Genomic DNA, 16,839 nt, shown 5'->3' on the forward strand with positions numbered 1-16,839 from the left:
CCCGAATCCGTCAGCTAACCTCGTAAGCGTCCAAGGAGGAAGCCTTTATTTCGTCGTGGAACATTACGCGCACGTTTATTTAACAATGCGTGAGTGAAGCCACACGGAAAGGGTCCCTCTTTCCGTGTGGCTTTTTGTGTTGCCTGCGCGTTCCTACTGAGCGAGAAGTCTTGGTAGGAGCGGGATCGCGGCAGCATTGCCTGGAGAGATAAGAACCTTATTCAGGAGGAGGAAGGGACTATGTTTGATGCAGTCATGATGATTCTTCTCGCACTGCTTGGACTAAGCGTAATGGGCATTCTCCATTGGTGCAAGGCGGAAGTGGATGAACGGGGTGATCGCTCATGATGATCGTGTTATTCACCTTGATTACGGCGCTGTTCATTTATTTGTTATATGCCTTAGTCAAGCCGGAACGATTTTAGTTTGGGCAGAGTGATTGATGATATTTGTACATTAGAGAAGGGTGGAACGGAACAATGAGTGCAATCGAATGGATCGCCATTGGAATTACCTTATTGCTTGCCTTGGCGATAGCGCGTCCGATCGGAATATATATGGCAGGGGTGTTTGATAATAGCGGAGCTCCAAGACCGCTGGACCTTGTATTTGGTCCGATAGATCGTTTTTTATTTAAGTGTTTCGGCATTAAGGATCAATCGCAAAGCTGGAAGGCATACGCCTTTACAGCAGTTGCCACGAACGTGCTAATGATTGTGGTGACGTATGCAATATTCCGCCTTCAAGGGGTATTGCCGCTGAATCCGAATGGCATTCCTGGCATGGAACCGGGAGTAGCATTCAATACGGCGATCAGCTTCATGGCGAATACGAACTTGCAGCACTATAGCGGTGAAAGTGGACTGTCTCCGCTGTCACAAATGACGGGCATTATTTTCTTGATGTTTACGTCACCTGCTACTGCGCTTGCGGCAGTAATGGCGATTATTCGCGGTTTGACTGGCAAGCCGCTCGGCAACTTCTTGGCAGATCTTGTGCGTTCGATTACGCGCATTTTCCTGCCTATTGCGATCGTTGCCAGTGTACTGTTTATCTGGAATGGGGTTCCGCAATCCTTAAGTCCAATGGAAAGTGCAGTAACCGTTGAAGGAGCAGAGCAGCACATTCCGCTCGGCCCTGTAGGAGCCATGATGTCGATTAAGGAGCTTGGCAACAATGGCGGCGGCCACTATGGAGCGAACTCCGCACATCCATACGAGAATCCGAACGGTGTGACGAATTTAATTCATATTTTACTCATGTTGATGCTGTGCACGGGGCTGCCGTTTGCCTACAGCCGCATGGTCGGCAACAAGAAGGAAGGGCGAGTGCTGTTCGTCTCCATGGCGATCTTGTTCCTTATTATGCTCGGATCATCGCTTACGGCCGAACATATGGGCAATCCTGTGCTGAACGCAGCAGGATTAAGTGGAACAGGCAGCATGGAAGGGAAGGAAGTGCGCATTGGCGTTGTGCAATCGTCACTGTATTCGGTCGTTACGACTGCATCGGAGACGGGCGGAGTCAATAATATGCATGACACGCTGACACCACTCGGTGGCTTGATCCCGATGGCGAATATGATGCTGAATACCGTATTCGGCGGCGTCGGTGCTGGATTTATGAACGTGCTGCTGTACGTCATGATCGCCGTATTCCTATCCGGTCTCATGGTCGGACGGACACCTGAATTTTTGGGCCGCAAGCTGGAAAGTAAGGAGATGAAACTGCTGGCGGTTACCTTGCTGGTGCATCCGATATTGATTCTAGTACCGACTGCAATTGCAGTTGCTACACAGGCGGACACCCTGTCCAATCCAGGATTCCACGGATTGTCGCAAGCATTATATGAGTTTACATCATCTGCGGCGAACAATGGATCCGGGTTTGAAGGGTTGGGAGATGCAACGCCGTTTTGGAACATTTCCACAGGTATTGTCATGTTCTTAGGGCGCTACGTATCGCTCGTTACGCTCCTTGCCGTAGCAGGATCGATGGCGAAGAAGCAGCCAATTCCGAACACAAGTGGTACGTTCCAGACGAATACGGCGCTGTTCGGTATCGTATTTGTCGGCACAGTACTTATTGTGGGTGCTCTGACGTTCTTCCCGGTAGTCGTGCTCGGTCCGGTCGCAGAACATCTGACGTTGTGGAAATAAGGGGGAACGGAAAATGAAGACGGAAAAACAGATGAAAACACCTGCGCCATTTGAACCGGCGCGTACGCATACACATCAAGACAAGGAACGGAGCATGTTCCAAGGCAGCTTAATGCGGGCAGCATCGATCGATGCGCTGCGGAAGTTCGATCCGCGCCAGATGGTTAAAAACCCGATGATGTTTATTTGCGAGGTTGGCTTCGTTATTACACTGCTGCTTACGTTCGTGCCGGATGCCTTTGGTTCGCCAATGCCACGTTGGTTCAACGGCGCGGTCAGCTTCATCTTATTCATTACGGTTTGGTTCGCGAACTTTGCTGAGGCTCTCGCTGAAGGTCGCGGCAAGGCACAGGCGGATTCGTTGAAGCAGGCGAAGCGGGATTTGTGGGCGAACAAGATAACCGAAGGTGGAACGGTTCGCGTATCCTCATCCGAGCTCCGTAAGGGTGATGTCGTAGTCGTTCGTGAAGGGGAGACGATTCCTGGCGATGGCGAGGTCATCTCCGGATTGGCCTCTGTGGATGAATCAGCGATTACTGGGGAGTCTGCGCCAGTATTGAAAGAAGCAGGCGGGGATTTCTGCTCGGTAACTGCTGGAACGAAGGTAATTAGTGATGAGATTCGTATTCGGATTACAAGCGATCCGGGAGAATCGTTCTTAGATCGAATGATTTCATTAGTTGAAGGCGCGCAGCGCAAGAAGACTCCGAATGAGCTTGCTCTTCATACTGTACTTGTCAGCTTGACGCTTATCTTCTTGGTTGTCGTTGTGACCTTGCCTGTATTCAGTCATTATTTGCAGGTCGAATTGAATGCGGCGGTGCTAATTGCCCTGCTGGTCTGCTTGATTCCTACTACGATTGGGGGGTTGCTGTCCGCGATCGGTATTGCAGGTATGGACCGCGTAACTCGGTTCAATGTCATTGCAACGTCAGGTAAGGCGGTTGAAGCCTGCGGGGATATTCATACAATTATTCTAGATAAGACGGGAACCATTACGTTCGGGAATCGCTTGGCTCATGAACTCATTCCGGTGCAAGGAACGAATGTAAACACATTGTCTCAGTGGGCAGCTGTTGCCTCTCATCATGATGAGACACCTGAAGGTCGCTCTGTCGTGGATTGGGTATCCAAGGCAGGAATTAAGTATGAAGCAGAACTTGCTATACAAGGGGAATTCATCCCGTTCAAAGCGGAAACACGCATGAGCGGTGTTGACCTGAAGGATGGGCGCAGCGTGCGCAAAGGGGCTGTTGATGCGGTGAAACGCTGGGTTATCGCCCAGGGAGGTACCGTTCCGCAGGATTTGGATGCCAATTCGGATGCGATTGCTTCTGCTGGCGGAACGCCGCTGGCTGTGGCCGTCGGACGCGATATTTATGGGCTGATCTACTTGAAGGATACGGTGAAGCCAGGCATGCGGGAACGGTTCGAACAGCTTCGCCGCATGGGCATTCGCACCGTCATGTGTACAGGGGATAATCCACTGACGGCAGCAACCATTGCTCGGGAAGCGGGGGTAGATGACTTCATCGCAGAGAGCAAGCCAGAAGATAAGCTGGCTCTGATTCGCAAGGAGCAGGCGGCAGGGAAGCTGGTAGCAATGACTGGAGACGGTACGAACGACGCTCCGGCACTGGCACAGGCGGATGTCGGCATCGCGATGAACAGCGGTACGGCAGCAGCGAAGGAAGCGGCAAATATGGTCGATCTTGATTCTGATCCGACGAAGGTCATTGAGGTGGTATCGATCGGCAAGCAGCTTCTCATGACGCGTGGCGCATTGACGACATTCAGTATTGCGAACGATGTGGCGAAATACTTTGCCATCATTCCAGCAATGTTCATGATTGCCATTCCGCAGATGTCAGCCCTGAATATTATGGGCTTGCATTCGCCCGTATCGGCCATTTTGTCGGCGCTTATCTTTAATGCCATCATCATTCCGTTATTAATTCCGCTGGCGGTCAAAGGCGTGGCGTATAAGCCGATGTCTTCGGCTAAGCTGCTGCAGCGCAACCTGTTCGTATACGGCTTGGGCGGATTAGTAGCTCCGTTCGTCGGCATTAAGCTGATCGATCTAATTGTGGGCATTTTAGTGTAACCTTGCAACAATTGTAACTGCAAATAGCCGAATAACAACCTTAACTGTAATAGCTGAGTAGCTGTCCCAAATTGTAATTAGCGGCAATAACTGAAATAAATCCAATGGATGGTATGTAGATAGAGAAGATTGTTGAAATAATCATATCGGGTTCAAGCAAGGAAGAAGAGAGGATGAACGAACATGACAGAGCGTATGAATATTGGTGGAGCGATGGTGCGGACGACAATCGGCTTGCTGCTGCTGTGCGGCCTTGCTTATCCATTTGCGATGACGGGGCTTGCACAGGCGGTAATGCCGAATCAAGCGAACGGCAGCATGGTATACAATGAGAAGGGGCAGTTGCTGGGCTCGAAGTTGATCGGACAGACATTTACAGAACCGCAATATTTCCATGGGCGAATATCTAGCATCGGGAACGATGCTGCTGGCTCTGGTTCGCCGAACTACGCTCCTTCGAATCCAGCGCTTAAAGAGAGAGTTGAGAAGTCAGTTGAGGAATGGGGCAAGGAGAATCCAGATGCGGATGTGAAGCGGATTCCACAGGATTTGCTGACCAACTCTGCCTCGGGACTGGATCCGCACATTACACCGGAGGCGGCACGTGTACAGCTGCCTCGTGTAGCGAAGGCTAGCGGAATCTCGAAGGAACGACTTGAAGAGTTGATTACGAAATATACAGAAGGAAGAGACTTGGGAGTATTCGGTCAACAGCGCATCAATGTATTGTTGCTGAACCTGGAAGTACAGCACGAAATGAAAGGTTAGGTGTCGGCTGTGAATGAAGGGGATGAGTACCGTAGGCAATCGCCGGAAATGATATTGCGAATGCTTGAGCAGATGAAGCGGGGAAGGCTGCGGATTCTTATGGCTGTTGCCAGTGGGGCGGGCAAGACGACACAGCTGCTGCTGGAAGGGGTGAATTGTACCAAGCAAGGGCTGGATGTGGTGTACGGCACAGTGCTGCCGACGCAGGAAATATGGAATGAGGCTGGGCTGCACGTTGGCATTGATTCTTCCCCCATTCAAGCCATTCCGATGATCGCATGGCAGAGGGATGGACAGGATCGTTACGACATCGATGTGGAGGCCATTACAGTTCGGATGCCGGATGTGGTGCTTATTGATGGACTTGCTCATCGCAATCGACCGGAAGCCTTACGTTCAACGAGGCAGGAAGATGTAAGAGAATTGTTGAAACGGGGCATGAACGTAATTGCGACGATGAATGCTTATGAAGAGGAAAGTGTTCAAGCTGCGGCAAAGAAAATGACCGGCGTCGTCAGCGAATGGACGATACCAAGTGAGGCATTGAAGGAGGCAGACGAAGTCCGCCTCCTTGATGTGTCTGCAGAGTCTTTAATGGAGCGTAGAATGCAGGGGCAGTTCAGTCGAGCTAAGCATTCGCGGAAGCATCGAGCGGAAGAGCGAAGCCGTATAAGTATATTGCGCGAGCTCGCGCTCCGCACGATGGCGGAGCATGTCAACGGCTCACTTGAGCAGCATCGGAATGAGATGGGCCTTACAGGCCCTTCGGGAGCTTCCGAACGGATTCTTGTTCTTGCACAATACGGCTGGAATGGATCGATTCATATTCGAAGAGGGCAGCAAATTGCGAAGCGGCTTAACGGTGAACTGTATATTGTGACCTTTGTTCAGCCAGATATGGAATTGACGACGGAGCAGGCTGCATTCCGCCGCTCGCTGAAGAAGATGGCGATGAAGACGGAAGCGGTATGGGAGGAGATTCCTTCCCGAACGCGCCACGATATGGCATCTGCATTGGCTGAATATGCGAAGATGCATGGGATAACCCGCTTCGTACTCGGCCATTCTCGTCAGACGCGGTGGCAGGAGCTGTTGAAAGGTTCGCTGATTGGAGCTCTGCTGAAACGTATCGAGCTGACGGACTTGTTCCTCATTGCCGATCACTCGATTGCAGAGGGGGAGCGGATACTGCCTGCCCGCCTATCCGGCGCAGCTGAGGCTGAGACGCCATTTAAGCGGGTGACGGAACAGCGGGTTCAAGAGAAGGCAGCCGGACTAAAGCGAGGGAAGCTGAAAGTGATTATTGGTGCGGCACCAGGGGTAGGTATAACCTATCATAGGCTTCAGGAAGGCAACCGCTTGCGGGAGCAGGGCGTTGACGTCGTCATTGGCTTGCTGGAAACGCACGGGAGAGCGGAGACAGCCGGTCAAGTAGGAGGGCTTCCGGTTATTCCTCGCAAGCGCATTGCGTATAATGGCAAGATGCTGGAGGAGATGGATACGGAGGAGCTGCTCCGCATTCATGCAGAGGTTGTACTTGTCGATGAGCTGGCGCATACGAATGTGCCGGGAAGTATTCGAGCCAAGCGATATGAAGATGTCTTATGTTTGCTTGAGGCGGGGATATCCGTCGTGACGACGGTCAATGTCCAGCATATTGAAAGCTTGAATGATGCAGTAGAGCATGTAACAGGAGTACGCGTGCGTGAGACAGTTCCGGACATCGTGCTTCGGCAGGCGCGGGAGATTCAATTGATTGATGTAACGCCGCAGACGATCCAGGAACGAATGCGCGCTGGGTTGATCTACAAGGCGGATAAGGTAGATCAAGCCTTATCGAATTTCTTCCGTACGCCGAATCTGATTGGCCTGCGGGAGCTTGCACTGCGCGAGGTTGCTGACGATGTGGATGAGCGATTGGAGTCATGGGAACGAAGAGCACTGTTCCGTGGACCGTGGCGGAGGCAGGAAGTGATATTCGTATGTATCGACTCTGACGTGCGGCCCGAGAGATTGGTGCGCCATGGCTTCCGCATTGCCCATCGCTTGAAGGCGCCTATGCATGTGGTACATCTGCCTATTGCTCCATGGAGAAGAAGAGGAAAGACGGCAGATATAGAGAAGGAGATGGCCGCTGTGCAGGCATTGACCGAACGGCTTGGCGGTACGTACCAAGAATATGAGGCAGTTGCACGCAGAAGATGGGCCAGTACGGCTGTGTATGTAGCAGATCAACTGCGGGCAAGCCAAATCATCGTAGGGATGCCGAGTCGTGTACGCCGCTTGGGCAGGTTAGGAGCTATGAAGGCGTTGGTGCGTCATGCGAGGCATATGGATGTGCTAGTTCTCTCTGAATGGGAGGACTTGCGAGTGCGATAACCTATTATCTATCCCTCTATTTATCTATTTTTATATCAATGCCATGAATCATAGCCTTGCCGGGCTATGATTTTTTTGTTCACAAATTAGACACGGGTTTTTAAGTTACCTTTCAGCCTCTTTTCAGCTTGATTTAGAGTTGAATCGTTAACATGAGTATAGCGATTCATACAGACTTACTTAGTTAACATGGGTGAGGTATGTCTTGGATGAAGTCTGGACAAGGGGGATACAGATGTTAGAAGTGAAGGACGTTAGTAAGCTGTACAACGAGCGTCGTGGTGTTCAGCATATCGACTTCTCTATGGCGCGCGGCGAAGTTGTGGGCTTTCTAGGCCCTAACGGTGCGGGGAAGACGACGACGATGCGGATGATTACGGGATATTTGCATCCGACAAGCGGGAGCATCTCCATTGATGGCATTTCCATGGCAGACCATGGGGGTACGGCCAGAAGCAAGATTGGTTATTTGCCGGAAAGCCCGCCGCTGTACCCAGATATGACGGTGAAGTCGTATTTGCGTTTTGTGGCGGATATAAGAGGTGTATCGGTACGAGAACGCAGCGTGCGAATTAGTGAAATGGTAGACAGATTGGGCTTGCAAGGCAGAGAAAATCAGGCGATTCGGGGGCTATCCAAGGGCTACAAGCAGCGGCTAGGACTTGCGCAAGCCATCATTCACAAGCCGGATCTGCTTGTTCTGGACGAGCCTACATCAGGGCTAGACCCGAATCAGATCGTGGAAATACGCCAGCTCATTCGAGAGCTCGGGGAGCAGCATACGGTATTGCTCAGTACACATATTCTCCCGGAAGTGAACACACTATGCAACCGGGTCATTATTATTCATCAAGGGCAAATTGTGCTTGACGAGCTGCCTGAACAATTGGGAACTGCACTTGGTCAAGAATCGAAGCTGCATCTCATTGTGAAGGGAACAGCTGCTGAGGTGGTTGAAGCGATAACGGTTATTCCCGAGATCGCCCACATCGAATCTGAAAGCAATGATCAAGAGGTTCATCTTCAGGTTACTGCGAAGGAGCAGGTGGATATAAGGGAAGCTCTTTTTTTCACTTTGGCTAATGCAGGGTATCCCCTGCTAGAGATGAAGCGGGAATCGACAAGTCTGGAGGATGTATTTACGAGATTGACGACAGAGGAGGAGTCTGGTGATGCGCAGATTTAGCGCGATATTTCGCAAAGAAATGCTCGCATATTTCACATCGCCGACATCTTATGCGGCTTTCTCGGTGTATGTGTTGATTTCAGGGATTATGTTTTATTTGAATTTTGTATTGTTCCAACCTAGTATCGTTGATTTCCGGCTTGTAACGGGCAATACCACATTTATGTATATTTTTATCATTCCCTTGTTGACGATGCGGCTGTTCGCAGATGAATTCCGCCACGGTACCGATGAGCTGCTGCTTACTTCGCCTGCCCGTCTGAGCGAGATTGTTCTTGGCAAATATGCTGCAGCATGTGTCTTGATGGTTGTGCTTGTCGGGTTTAGCTTGGTGTATCCATTCGTCATGTCGTTCTTCGGAACATTGGATATGCGTGTGCTGCTGACGTCTGTACTCGGATTGCTGCTGCTTACGATTGCAATGGCTTCTATTGGCTTATTTGCATCTGCACTGTCTGAGCATCAGATGGTAACCGCCATCGCTGCATTCGTGATCCTGCTCATGTTCTGGCTGCTGGATGCCATTCCTTCTTCTGCCGTCGGTGATTGGATTGCTCCATTTTCGATGAACAATCGATTGCAGTCCTTTATGAAAGGGGTACTGAATGGGCCGGACGTACTCTTTTTCCTAACACTCGCGATTGTATTTGTCGTGCTGAGTATCCAAGTACTTGAAAGAAAACGGTGGAGGTAACGAATGATGAACAAGTGGCTGCGAAGAACGAATGCGGCAGTACGATCAGTCGCTGTCCTCGGAATTTTTGTGTTGTTGACCTATTTTCTACAATCGATGACGGGGTGGCAGTGGGACTTCACGAAGAATAAGTCTTTCACGCTATCGGAACAAACGATTGCCGCTCTGACTTCGGTCGAAGATAAGGTCAATGTGAAGCTGTTCTATACGCCGCAGGATGATCCTATGCTAATTAGGGAAGTTGCTGACATGGCAGAACAGTATGCACTGCGAAATAAACATATTAAGGTCGAACAAATTGATTTAATGAAGGAACCCTCCCTAGCACAGCAATATGGCTTAGCGGGGAGCTCCCTTGTGTTCGAGCGCGGAACGAAGCGCAAGACTGTTGGACTGTATGAGATGTTCAGTGGTGGAGAGGACTATGGGGCTTATCGTTTTAGTGGCGAGGAAAAAATGACCCAAGCACTTAGAAGCCTAACATCTGAGCGCAAAGCAACAGCTTACGTATTGTCTGGCCATGAAGAGCTGCCGTTGTCGCAAGTAACTGCCCTCCGCTCCAGCTTGGAAGAGGACAATATCCAAGTCAAAGAGCTGAATTTATATCGAGAAGGTGCAGTCCCACAGGATGCGGACATGGTCATGATACTAGGCGCCAACAAAGATATTACGGATAAGGAAGCGAAGCTTCTGCAACAGTATGTGGATGACAAGGGGAAGTTGTACATTGCGCTTGGCTTCAATCCAGACATGTCGAAATATTGGAAGAACATTGACAGCTTGCTCAAGCATCTTGGTGTGACGAACAAGCATGCAGTCGCAGTCGAGCAGAAGAAGAGCACATTGTATGATCCATTTACGATTGTACCTGAATACGGGGAGCATGAACTAACATCCAAGCTGTCGCAGTATAATTTGCTTACTTTGCTGACGTTGGGGCTGCCTTTAGAAGCTTCGTCTACAGATAAGCTGTCAGTGGAGCCGATCTTGAAGACTTCTACAACTTCTTATGGGGAGACAGATATTCCAAGGCTAATGCAAGAGGGAAGCGAACGCGACGATAAGGATCTTGCTGGACCATTAACGCTGGGCGTAGCCGTAACGACAACAGACGGGAAGCCAAAGGCAGTTATTGTCGGTGGATCGAGTTATATCGAAGATCAGAATCTATATACGCAGGGTAATCGGGACTTCGCGCTGAATAGCATGAACTGGCTCCAGGGGAATCAAGAACAAGTGACGATCAGGCCACGGGAGAATGAAGCCTATCAAATTGCATACCTGACTCCTGGACAGGGCAAGGCAATTCTATGGACGACTGTTATCGGCTTCCCGGTGCTATTGCTTGGTATAGGGGCAGCATTATGGTGGAGAAGGAGACGGGCGTCGTGAATAATATGAGACAGATGAGAAGGCTCATCCCAACCTTTCTACTATTGATTGTATTCATAGCCGGTTATGTGTACGCCTCTACACACGATTTCTTCCGCACCAAACAGGAGAATACGGAGGCCGTGCCGCTCATAACGATGCAAGCGCAGGATATTGATTCTATTATGATAGCGGGGGAAGGATCCCGAGTATCGCTTCATAAGAAGGGCGAACAGTGGGAGATGTTAGAGCCGCGTCCGTATCCGCTCAATTCGTATCCGATTAATGACTGGATCTCTATAGTGACAAAGGCGAAGGCAGATTCGATCGTTGAGGGAGAGTCAGCGAACCTTGGGAAATATGGCTTGGATAAGCCGACGTGGGTATTCCAGGCAACTGGTGCTAACGGGATAAGACATAATCTTAAGATCGGCAATGAAACCCCGATTTCAGGCACTTACTATGCAATGGTAGATGACAATAACAAGGTATATCAAGTCCCTGCTACTGAATGGTCGGGATTGAAGCGGAGCGCGTATGATTTTGTGTTGAAGGAACCGATAACATTCCCAATTGAACGGGTGGAACAATTCAGTTGGAGCTATGCGGGGAACACATATAACCTAAGTTCAAATGATGATTCAGGATCCGTTCCAACGAATGTGAGTGAGGGAGAATCTTCAGCAGGGAATTCAGATTCAGGCAATCAAACAGAGATGAATTGGCGGCTTCAGGACAAGTCTATTACGGAAGATAAAGCTAATGTGCTCATTAATCAATTCCGAGATTGGTCGACAACCGAACTGCCGAAGCAGAAGAAGGAGTTATTGGCAGGATCATCTCACGAGCCAGGTTGGAAGCTGGAACTCTCATTGAAGCCAGATGCCATCAATGCTACGGAGAAGAGGATATTTGAAGGATACGTGATCGGAGAGAAGATATGGATAATCCCTCAAGACGAGCAATGGGCATATGCTGTCCCGAAGGCGAAGCTTGATGAAGCAATCAAAGAATGGGAAATTGAAGGAAATAGTGCATCTGCAACAGGTAAATAGAGTTTGTACGTGTTCATGTATATAAGTAGGAATGCATGTGGGTCTGTCCCAAGAATGTGAGCTAGTCCTGCTAGATGAACAAAGACGCTTCCGGAACCACTGTATTGGTGGAGATGGAAGCGTCTTTTTATGCATGCTCATTCAAAATTAGGGGCACCCTCTGGTTCCATTGTGTAGGAGTTATAAGAGAATTAGGTGAATCATAGAGATGCCCAATCCGAGCTTATGCTTGTAAATCCGGCCAGCGCAGCAGCAAGATCGATTGCGAGAATCCGCCGCCGAATCCATACAGTAAAGTGAGTGCTCCCGGTTTCAGACGGCCGTCTGCTAATCCTCCCGCTATCGCCAGCGGAATACTGGCTGCAGATGTATTACCATAATATTGGACACTAGTAAGCGTGCGCTCAAGCGGAATCCCACTTCGTTCACATATGGACTCTATCATCCGTAGATTAGCGCTGTGTGGCACAAAGATGTCAATTTGCTCTGTCGTGTAGCCAGTGTCTTGAAGCAATTGCTGAATGCCTACCGGAACTTGGCGGAGCGCCCACTTAAGGACTTCGCGCCCATTTTGAACTAACGTGCTGTCAGGTTTCATCTCCACATCGCCAATCCGATCGGCGACAGCCTTGCGATGCAAGATCCCGCCTAAGTCTCCTGTCGTTAATGAACCAGAAGCAAGGAAACAAGATTGCTGCTCAGCAGTCCCAGCTTCTAGAAGAACCGCTCCAGCCCCATCTCCGAATAAGATGCAAGTGCTGCGATCCGTGTAATCAACCGTGCGGGTCAGCACTTCGGTTCCAATTACTAATACTTTGTGATGCATACCAGCATCAATGAGTCCTATCGCCAATTGCATGGCACTAACAAATCCTGCACATGCATTCGATATATCAAGCGCCATTGCTTGAGGGATGCCAAGTCTTCCTTGAATGATGCCAGCCGTGCTTGGGAAGAAGGCATCTGGTGTTGATGTTGCTACAAGTACTGCATCAACCGTTTGCAGATCAACATGATACGTGTCTGCCAGATTCTTAGCAGCTTCGAACGCAAGATCGCTGGCATATGTTCCTTCATCTACAATCCGTCGTTCAATCATGCCCGTTCGTTGAACAATCCATTCATGGTTCGTATCAACCATGTGCGACAGATCCTCATTTGTTAAGCGGCGCTCAGGCACATAGGTGCCGAATGCTGTAATTTGCGCTTTGGTATGCAGTTTCACCGTTTGCATGCTTATCCTCCTTCTTTATGTTCGGACCGAAAGGGAGCGTGCGATCCAAGTAAATCGAGATGAATGAACGCCTAAACAAAAATTAGTGTATATAATTTAAATTAGTACCAGGTACTATAGTCTAATACTAATATGATAATACGTCCGGTAAAAAATTGTCAATCCATGCCTTTGTAATTTGCACGATTGGGGAATTCGTCATTCTTTTTAGGACAAGCTGATAACAAGATGCAAGGAGTGGAAGTATCGGAAAAACCTATCGGCATAACATCAGGCGGTCAGCGCATGCTAACATTGTTGGCACCTCAATTATGAACTGAACAAGGAGGAACATTGATGCGAGCAAAAGCAGTTTTGCTAACGTTGACGGCAGCATTAGTGATGACAATGGGGCTTACAGGTTGTGGAAATCGGGACAATATGTCCACGAAGAGTGTGCGTCAGCATAATATGAATTATGGCAATGATGGTGTAAGACCGCTCGGAACGGATCATCGTTATAACGCGAACCGCTACAATACGAACTTCTCGGGTGATGGACTACGTTCCTATAACATGAATCAGTTCAGCCCAGATGGTTATACACGTGGTTACGGTTATGATGGAGGTTACCGCACCAATAATTTCAACAATGGTACGTATGGACAGTATGGTACGAATGGTAACAATGGTACGTATGGTAACAATGCCTTTAACGGAGGGCGCTACGGCACTCATTCCGCGAACAAGCTGGAAATGAACCAAAAACTGGCCAAAAAAATCGCTTCCATTAAGGGTGTGAAGTCGGCACATGTCATGATGACGAACAACAACAATGCTTATGTTGCTGTTGTAACTGATCATTCATCTAAAGGAGTTCACAGCAAGAGCGTTAAGCCAGGACAAGGACCACGGCCATACTCTGCTGGCAGCCTCGGTTCTTATGACGGTACATCTAATGTGAATGATAACATATCTGGTGACTTGAAGGCACACATTGCCAACGCGGTGAAGAAGGAAGATCCGAGCTGCAATAATGTGTATGTATCTGCCAATCCAGACTTCGTCAACCGCATGAATGAGTACAGCAAGCAAGTAAGTGCAGGCCATCCGATTGCAGGATTTGCTAATGAATTCTCTGAGATGGTGTACCGTTTGTTCCCAACCAATGTAACAAATCAATCGTACAATCATCCAACTCGCTTGCACAATATGGCTCCAGGAACAGGAACAACAGGAACTCGTTAATTTCACGCTTCGAACGGACTTCATTCCTCACTCTGTTGAGGGCGGAGTCCTGTTTACATATTCGGATAAGGGTAGCATTCGACGAACATAAGGAATTATACGGTTTTAGCCAAACAAACACGTTAGTTAGCCCATTTTTGCGCATTACCGCACCAAGTGTAATGGCTCTTCATAGTATAAATTTGACTGTATCCCTAAACCTTGTTAAATTACAAAAACTCGGGCAAGGAGGGGTGACACTTGAAGGGTAGCGATCACAAAAATAAGTTTCTACTGACTAATCGTGAGCGCGAAGTTTTTGAATTATTAGTTCAGGACAAAACGACCCGTGATATTGCACAACAATTGTTCATTAGTGAGAAAACCGTTCGAAATCATATTTCGAATGTGATGCAGAAATTGAATGTAAAAGGTCGTTCGCAAGCGGTAGTCGAGCTAATCAAGCTTGGGGAGTTAAAAATCTAACAATAAGCTAAGCCCATCGCCCTGACAATTCAGCCTTCTGGAACACATCGGTTGATGTGGGAAGGAAGGTCTTTGATGAGTAGGTCCGGATGACAGACTCGGATAGATTCGAGCGTATACCCATGCTGCATAGAACGAGCATCGTGGCAAGTACGCTTTATTTTTTGTTCCGATGGTCATGCCCTGCAATCAACAAATGGCTTCCCGAATACGATGCAGGTATCGTTTCGGAAAGCCATTCTTTTTTATGCGGATATGGTTGTAAACAAGGTATGATAACAACAGCTGCTTACATATGCGTGCTGCCTTTTACCCATACGCGTTCAATGTTCAGATCAGCATCTGTCCATACCAAGTCAGCTTGCTTGCCAACTTCGATGCTGCCTGTATAGCCGTCGATTCCAATTTGCTTCGCAGGATTCAAGCTTGCAAGGCGTGATACTTCATGCAGCGGGAGTCCGGTAAATTGAATCATATTCTTCACAGCCTGAATCATCGTAAGTGTACTGCCTGCGAGCGAACCGCCGTCAGTCAATCGGCATACGCCTTCCTTCATCGTTACAGCGAGACCGCCAAGATCATACTGTCCATCAGGCATACCAGCTGCGGACATCGCGTCTGTAATCATTACGAGCTTGCCGGAAGCCTTCGTACGGCTTAGCATCTTGATGCAAGCAGGGTGTACGTGAATTCCGTCGGAGATAATCTCAGCTGTAATGCGGTCATCGGTAAGCACGGCTCCGGCTACACCTGGATCACGATGGTGGATTGGAGTCATTGCGTTGAACGTGTGAACCGCTTGGTTCAGACCAGCATTGGCTGCGGCCGTCACTTGATCGTACGTAGCTGCTGTATGTGCTGCAGCAGCATTTACGTCGTGAGCGCGAAGCCAGCGGATGGCTTCCGTAGCGTTGTTACGCTCAGGCGCTAAGCTCACTTGCTTCATCAGGCCAGGGAAGCGTGCATGCCAATCCTCGAACCAGTCGATTTGAGGATCGATCATGTAGATATCGTTCTGTGCGCCCTTGTACTTCGGATTCACGAACGGACCTTCCAAGTGAACGCCTGCCAATTGAGTATACCTCATGCCTTGCTTGATGTAGGCATCAACCGCTACCATAACACGATCCAGTGCTTCATGAGATTGTGTCATCGAAGTAGCGAGCATAGCAGTTGTACCGTGCTCCATATGGAACTTCGTAATTTTATCGTAAGATTCGGCATTTGCATCCATGAAGTCTGCGCCGAAGCCGCCATGAATATGCAGATCGACAAAGCCTGGTAGCACCCAGCCGCCCTTAGCGTCTACTGCTTCCTTGCCCCAAGCATCCTGCTCAGGCTGTGCCAATTCTGACCACTTTCCAATAAAGGAAATAAGGCCATCTTCTACCCGAACGACTCCATCATACAATACACCGTTCGGTGTTACGACATTTGCATTGGTTAGGGTAAACGTTGAATTAGCCATGGAAATGTTGTGCCGCCTCCTTGTCAAGCAAAACTACTACATTCGGATGAGTTTGCAACAATGATGCCGGAACTTCTGTTGTAACCGGGCCAGTCAAAGCGCGATGAACAATGTCAGCCTTGTCCGCACCGCGAACTACGAGCATAATCATTTTAGCCTTCAAGATCGAGCCAACGCCCATTGTTACCGCTTGTGTTGGCACTTCATCAATGGAATCGAAGAAGCGCTTGTTCGCTTGGCGAGTCTCTTCTTTCAATTGGACAAGATGTGTGCCTGCATGCAGATTTTGGTCTGGTTCGTTGAAGCCAATGTGACCATTGTGGCCAAGGCCGAGCAGCTGCAGGTCGATGGATGCATCAGAGAGCATCTCATCATATTGCTTGCACTCGTGTTCCAAGTCGGCTGCATTGCCGTTTGGTACACGAGTGTTCTCTTTATTGATATCGATATGATCGAACAATTGCTTGTTCATGAACGACATGTACGATTCTGGATGGCCTTCAGGCAGACCAACGTATTCGTCCAGGTTGAAGGAACGCACATTTTTGAAGCTTACATACTTTTTCTCATTCAGGCGAATCAGCTCTTGGTAGATGCCGATTGGCGTACTGCCAGTTGCCAAGCCGAGTACGGCATTAGGCTTTGTCTGGATGAGGCTTGCAAAGATGCCTGCAGCGATTTGGTTTAATTCCTCGTTTGTTTGGAACGTTAAGATGTTCATGAACTGAG

The 16,839-nt window shown here is 49.0% G+C and carries 14 protein-coding genes; 11 read left to right on the top strand and 3 right to left on the bottom strand.

The features are described from left to right. Nucleotides 1–347: 347 nt before the first annotated feature. The 9 genes from kdpF to BBG47_RS12680 all read left to right on the top strand — a co-directional run bounded on the left by kdpF (nucleotide 348) and on the right by BBG47_RS12680 (nucleotide 11,716). Entirely contained in the window at nucleotides 348–425 is a 78-nt protein-coding gene (kdpF, locus tag BBG47_RS31210) for a K(+)-transporting ATPase subunit F (RefSeq protein ID WP_227775128.1), read from the top strand. A 54-nt stretch (nucleotides 426–479) separates the two neighbouring features. After that, nucleotides 480–2,159 (top strand): potassium-transporting ATPase subunit KdpA, encoded by a 1,680-nt coding sequence (kdpA, locus tag BBG47_RS12645; RefSeq protein WP_094183160.1) that lies wholly within the window; start codon nucleotides 480–482, stop codon nucleotides 2,157–2,159. 94 nt (nucleotides 2,160–2,253) lie between these two features. Beyond that, nucleotides 2,254–4,263, top strand: coding sequence for a potassium-transporting ATPase subunit KdpB (gene kdpB, locus BBG47_RS12650; RefSeq protein ID WP_227775126.1), 2,010 nt, complete (start codon nucleotides 2,254–2,256; stop codon nucleotides 4,261–4,263). 183 nt (nucleotides 4,264–4,446) lie between these two features. Next, nucleotides 4,447–5,031, top strand: coding sequence for a potassium-transporting ATPase subunit KdpC (gene kdpC, locus BBG47_RS12655; protein ID WP_065291999.1), 585 nt, complete (start codon nucleotides 4,447–4,449; stop codon nucleotides 5,029–5,031). Nucleotides 5,032–5,079: 48 nt separating this feature from the next. Then, the gene (locus tag BBG47_RS12660; protein WP_065292035.1) at nucleotides 5,080–7,410 is read left to right on the top strand and encodes a histidine kinase; all 2,331 of its coding nucleotides are present in this window, start codon (nucleotides 5,080–5,082) and stop codon (nucleotides 7,408–7,410) included. Between the two features lie 235 nt (nucleotides 7,411–7,645). After that, a complete protein-coding gene (locus tag BBG47_RS12665; protein ID WP_065292000.1) occupies nucleotides 7,646–8,596 on the top strand; it encodes an ABC transporter ATP-binding protein in 951 nt (316 codons plus the stop codon). Continuing rightward, a complete protein-coding gene (locus BBG47_RS12670; RefSeq protein ID WP_021252365.1) occupies nucleotides 8,583–9,290 on the top strand; it encodes an ABC transporter permease subunit in 708 nt (235 codons plus the stop codon). Before BBG47_RS12665 ends, BBG47_RS12670 begins: the two co-directional genes overlap by 14 nt. Before the next feature lie 3 nt (nucleotides 9,291–9,293). Beyond that, complete coding sequence (locus BBG47_RS12675) at nucleotides 9,294–10,682, top strand: GldG family protein (protein ID WP_254659812.1); 1,389 nt, start codon at nucleotides 9,294–9,296, stop codon at nucleotides 10,680–10,682. Between the two features lie 5 nt (nucleotides 10,683–10,687). Beyond that, nucleotides 10,688–11,716: a DUF4340 domain-containing protein gene (locus BBG47_RS12680; protein ID WP_254659814.1), complete on the top strand. Its 1,029-nt coding sequence runs from the start codon at nucleotides 10,688–10,690 to the stop codon at nucleotides 11,714–11,716. 223 nt (nucleotides 11,717–11,939) lie between these two features. Here the strand turns inward: BBG47_RS12680 and BBG47_RS12685 are convergent, their stop codons facing one another. Then, nucleotides 11,940–12,950, bottom strand: a complete 1,011-nt coding sequence (locus BBG47_RS12685; RefSeq protein WP_065292002.1) for a ketoacyl-ACP synthase III — start codon at nucleotides 12,948–12,950, stop codon at nucleotides 11,940–11,942. 336 nt (nucleotides 12,951–13,286) lie between these two features. On the opposite strand from BBG47_RS12685, the gene BBG47_RS12690 reads away from it, so the two are divergent. Beyond that, a complete protein-coding gene (locus BBG47_RS12690) occupies nucleotides 13,287–14,177 on the top strand; it encodes a YhcN/YlaJ family sporulation lipoprotein (protein ID WP_065292003.1) in 891 nt (296 codons plus the stop codon). 240 nt (nucleotides 14,178–14,417) lie between these two features. Continuing rightward, nucleotides 14,418–14,642 (top strand): helix-turn-helix domain-containing protein, encoded by a 225-nt coding sequence (locus BBG47_RS12695; protein WP_005547175.1) that lies wholly within the window; start codon nucleotides 14,418–14,420, stop codon nucleotides 14,640–14,642. Nucleotides 14,643–14,931: 289 nt separating this feature from the next. Here BBG47_RS12695 and nagA read toward each other — a convergent pair whose 3' ends face one another. Further along, nucleotides 14,932–16,110 (bottom strand): N-acetylglucosamine-6-phosphate deacetylase, encoded by a 1,179-nt coding sequence (nagA, locus tag BBG47_RS12700; protein WP_065292004.1) that lies wholly within the window; start codon nucleotides 16,108–16,110, stop codon nucleotides 14,932–14,934. Next, nucleotides 16,103–16,831 (bottom strand): glucosamine-6-phosphate deaminase, encoded by a 729-nt coding sequence (nagB, locus tag BBG47_RS12705; protein ID WP_065292005.1) that lies wholly within the window; start codon nucleotides 16,829–16,831, stop codon nucleotides 16,103–16,105. Before nagB ends, nagA begins: the two co-directional genes overlap by 8 nt. Nucleotides 16,832–16,839 lie beyond the last annotated feature (8 nt).

The sequence above is a fragment of the Paenibacillus sp. KS1 genome (genome assembly GCF_001680695.1).
In the GTDB taxonomy this organism is placed as follows: Bacteria; Bacillota; Bacilli; order Paenibacillales; family Paenibacillaceae; genus Paenibacillus_B; species Paenibacillus_B suaedae.